This window comes from Pseudoalteromonas sp. SG41-5, from assembly GCF_014164495.1.
In the GTDB taxonomy this organism is placed as follows: domain Bacteria; phylum Pseudomonadota; class Gammaproteobacteria; order Enterobacterales; family Alteromonadaceae; genus Pseudoalteromonas; species Pseudoalteromonas rhizosphaerae.
Map to the genome: position 1 here is coordinate 1 of NZ_JACJFH010000189.1, position 3,052 is coordinate 3,052.

General features: G+C 33.7%; 5 protein-coding genes. All 5 read left to right on the forward strand.

From position 1 onward, the window contains the following. The coding region (locus H5232_RS24785) for an IS3 family transposase (RefSeq protein WP_404936147.1) at window positions 1–95 on the forward strand (95 nt) is incomplete at its 5' end. Beyond that, on the forward strand, window positions 85–747 hold the full coding sequence (locus H5232_RS22725) for an ABC-three component system protein (RefSeq protein ID WP_182831577.1): 663 nt from the start codon (window positions 85–87) through the stop codon (window positions 745–747). The genes H5232_RS24785 and H5232_RS22725, both read left to right, overlap by 11 nt. Next, window positions 741–962 carry an ABC-three component system middle component 7 gene (locus H5232_RS24790; RefSeq protein WP_392352552.1) on the forward strand — a complete coding sequence of 74 codons (222 nt, stop codon included), beginning with the start codon at window positions 741–743 and terminating at the stop codon, window positions 960–962. Before H5232_RS22725 ends, H5232_RS24790 begins: the two co-directional genes overlap by 7 nt. Then, window positions 955–2,553: a DUF2326 domain-containing protein gene (locus H5232_RS22730; RefSeq protein WP_145234457.1), complete on the forward strand. Its 1,599-nt coding sequence runs from the start codon at window positions 955–957 to the stop codon at window positions 2,551–2,553. The genes H5232_RS24790 and H5232_RS22730 overlap by 8 nt, the downstream gene beginning before the upstream one ends. Before the next feature lie 97 nt (window positions 2,554–2,650). Then, complete coding sequence (locus H5232_RS22735; protein ID WP_182831578.1) at window positions 2,651–2,959, forward strand: hypothetical protein; 309 nt, start codon at window positions 2,651–2,653, stop codon at window positions 2,957–2,959. Window positions 2,960–3,052 lie beyond the last annotated feature (93 nt).

Genomic DNA, 3,052 nt, shown 5'->3' on the forward strand with positions numbered 1-3,052 from the left:
ATTATATTCAGTTTTACAATTACAAACGTAGGCATTCTACGCTTAATTATATGACGCCACATCAGAAATATAATGAATTAAAAAATGCCGCTTAGAATCTCTACAGAATTTGTTGACCATTACACCCTAAATGCAACAGATCACGAGCTTGCAATCTTAAAAGGTGAAGTGAGACTTTCTAATGATATAGATTGCGAAGAAAATTTCATCGCTTTGTGCAAGGAGTGTCATAAAATATACGACACTAAAAAAACAGTTCAAGAATATAGGCAGCTTGTCGAAATCAAGAAAGAAATAAACAAGATTAAAGAGTTGTCCAAATTGTGGGATAGACAAACCTTACATAAAGATATTTTAATTGTTGCAGAAAAAATAGGCTCGATGGATGAACGCTCTTTGGATAATACTAAGCTCTCTTATGACGCTCTGAAAGTATCTGATAAAAAAGATGATACATTTGGAATTCTTAATGAGATAAAAGTAATTCAATTCATATTGATTTTTTTCGTACCCATAAAAGAAGCTCTTAAAGATCTCGAAAAGCAAGAAAAGGCAAAATCTACATTTATTTGTTCTCAAGTTAAAAGTTACTACGCAGTTCTGCTAATGCAAGATTTTCGTCAAGACCAAATTTTTGAGAAAATGACCGAATGGTTTATGACTAATACAGGGATCGATGACAGGTCTAAATCTGAGGTTCTAGTGTCCTACTTCATACAAAATTGTGAGATTTTTTCTGAATGCTAGTTCCAAATAAAACTATTTCCCTTAACGAGAGCTGTCTTTATCGGTCAGCGTTGCTTCTTTCAAAGTTAAAAGATGGAATATCAGTTATAGAACTTTACCAAGCTGAGAAACGAATGTTTTTGGATCTTTCTGACTTCATTGATGTTTTAGACTTATTGTTTGTTTTAGGTAAAGTCGTGTTAGATGAGGATAATGGGGTAATAAAATATGCTTAAATCCATGAGCTGCGAAAAATTAATAAAGACCCCTATAACCTTTGATAAAGGTCTTAATGCAGTGGTTGGTGCTGATGATGCACACAATTCTATAGGGAAATCATCGGTTTTAATGTTAATCGATTTTGCTTTTGGAGGGAGTGATTTTCCAGAAAAATGTGATGATGTTATACGCCATGTTGGTGATTTTAAAGTAGGTGTGACCTTTGAGTTTGATAAGTTATATTCATTTATAAGGGACACAAAGAATCCAGATCAAGTGTATCGAGTTGAAGAGCAGGAATATGTTACATCCAAGGAATTCAACTTATTTCTCAAGAATAAATACTTTCCAGAAATGGAAAGCCTTTCCTTCAGGGAGTGCGTAAGCGGTTTTTTTCGTATATATCAAAAAGATAATTACAATGATAAGCGACCGTTAGAAATTGTAAGTAAAGAAAATTGGGTGGCAATCAGGAAGCGTATACTTAAGATTTTTGGGAAGTATTGGACAATTGAAGCTCTTGAAAAACAGAAGGATGCTGAGACAAAACTAAAAAATGATATAGCTGGAACTTTTAACTCAGGCGCCATCAAGAAGGTTACAAAAGCACAAGTTAAAAAGAATGATTTAGAGCTGGTTGGAGTTCAGGCGGAGCTTGAAGAAATAAAAAGTTCATTGAAAGCTAACGTTACTGATATTAAGTCGATTATAAATAAAAGAAATCTTACTCTTAAAAATGAAAAAGACAGGTTGGTCGCACTGCAACACGAGCTAAAGACTAAACTACTAAGGGTTGAATCTAATTTGTCTGGGAATAAAGTAATAAATAGTCAGAGTTTTAATTCTGTTGTTGATTTTTTTCCTGAAATTGACAAGGAAAGATTAGCTAAGGTTGATGGTTTTCATAGTGGCATCACCAAAATCATGCGAAAGCAATTGCAAGAAGAGAAGCTAACAATTCAAGAAAATATAGAAACCTCTATAAGTGATATAAAAAGAATTGATAGCGAACTTTTGGAAATTGTAGACTCTAAAGAGGAATCTGTTTACCTTCTAGAAAGATTGATGGAGCTTGATCGATATGAGAATGAACTTAAGCTTCAAAACGATTTTTGGCGAAAAAGTGATGGAGCCAAAACAAAATTAAAAAACATAAAGGATGACATAACTAGTTCTTTATATGACTCTGTTGCTGTTTTAGAGGGATTGATAAATGAGAGCATGCAATCATTTATTGAGAAAATATATATTGAAAACCCGATCCCCCCAAAAATCAAATTAGGTGAAACGGATTATAAATTTGATCACGGGGATGATAGAGGAACAGGTAAGGGGTTTGCTAATATGATTTGTCTTGATTTAACCTTCTTAGCGGAAACCAAACTTCCTTGCTTAATTCATGATAGCTTGTTATTTAAAAACATGGATGTGCCTTCAGTTGAAAGATTGATCGATACATATAGTGAGTCAAAAAAGCAGATTTTCATATCCATTGATGAGAAGTCGAAGTATAAAAAGGATACGCAGGTTAAAATTGACAAGGCTATGTTTTTAAAGCTTGATGAAGATAATGTGGCTTTTAAATTGAAATGGAAAGAAAACAACTAAATAGTATTTATTCACATAACAAGCCACCCCACTCGGAAATTTTACTCGCTTCGCTCCCAAAATTCCGGTGAGTGGAGCGTTATGTTTACCGAGAGTTATGACTGAATCCGAAGCTATTGATAAATTTAAAAGGTTTTGCAGGCAAGAGTTTAAGGATCTTGCAAACCAACTCAATTTAAAAGAAGTCATCTCACCTAAACGAAAGTATGAAAACCCATACAAAATATCGTTTAAAAACAGGAAATTTTTCATTCAATTTGAAAGTATTAGTTACGGTTTTTGTTTAGGGACTACTTTTGGTAAATCTTCAAGAATAAACTCGTTTAGTGTCAACAACGCTATTTGTTTAATCAAAGGTAGAGCTGAGGCTGATAGTAAGCGTCTAGCAAAGTGCACCTGCCAGTAACTCGTCAAACCGATTAAACTATTTCTGAATTTCAATTAGGAGATAGCCATGAGAAAAATGCGTAGCCTTGAGCAGTGGCGCAACATTATCGAA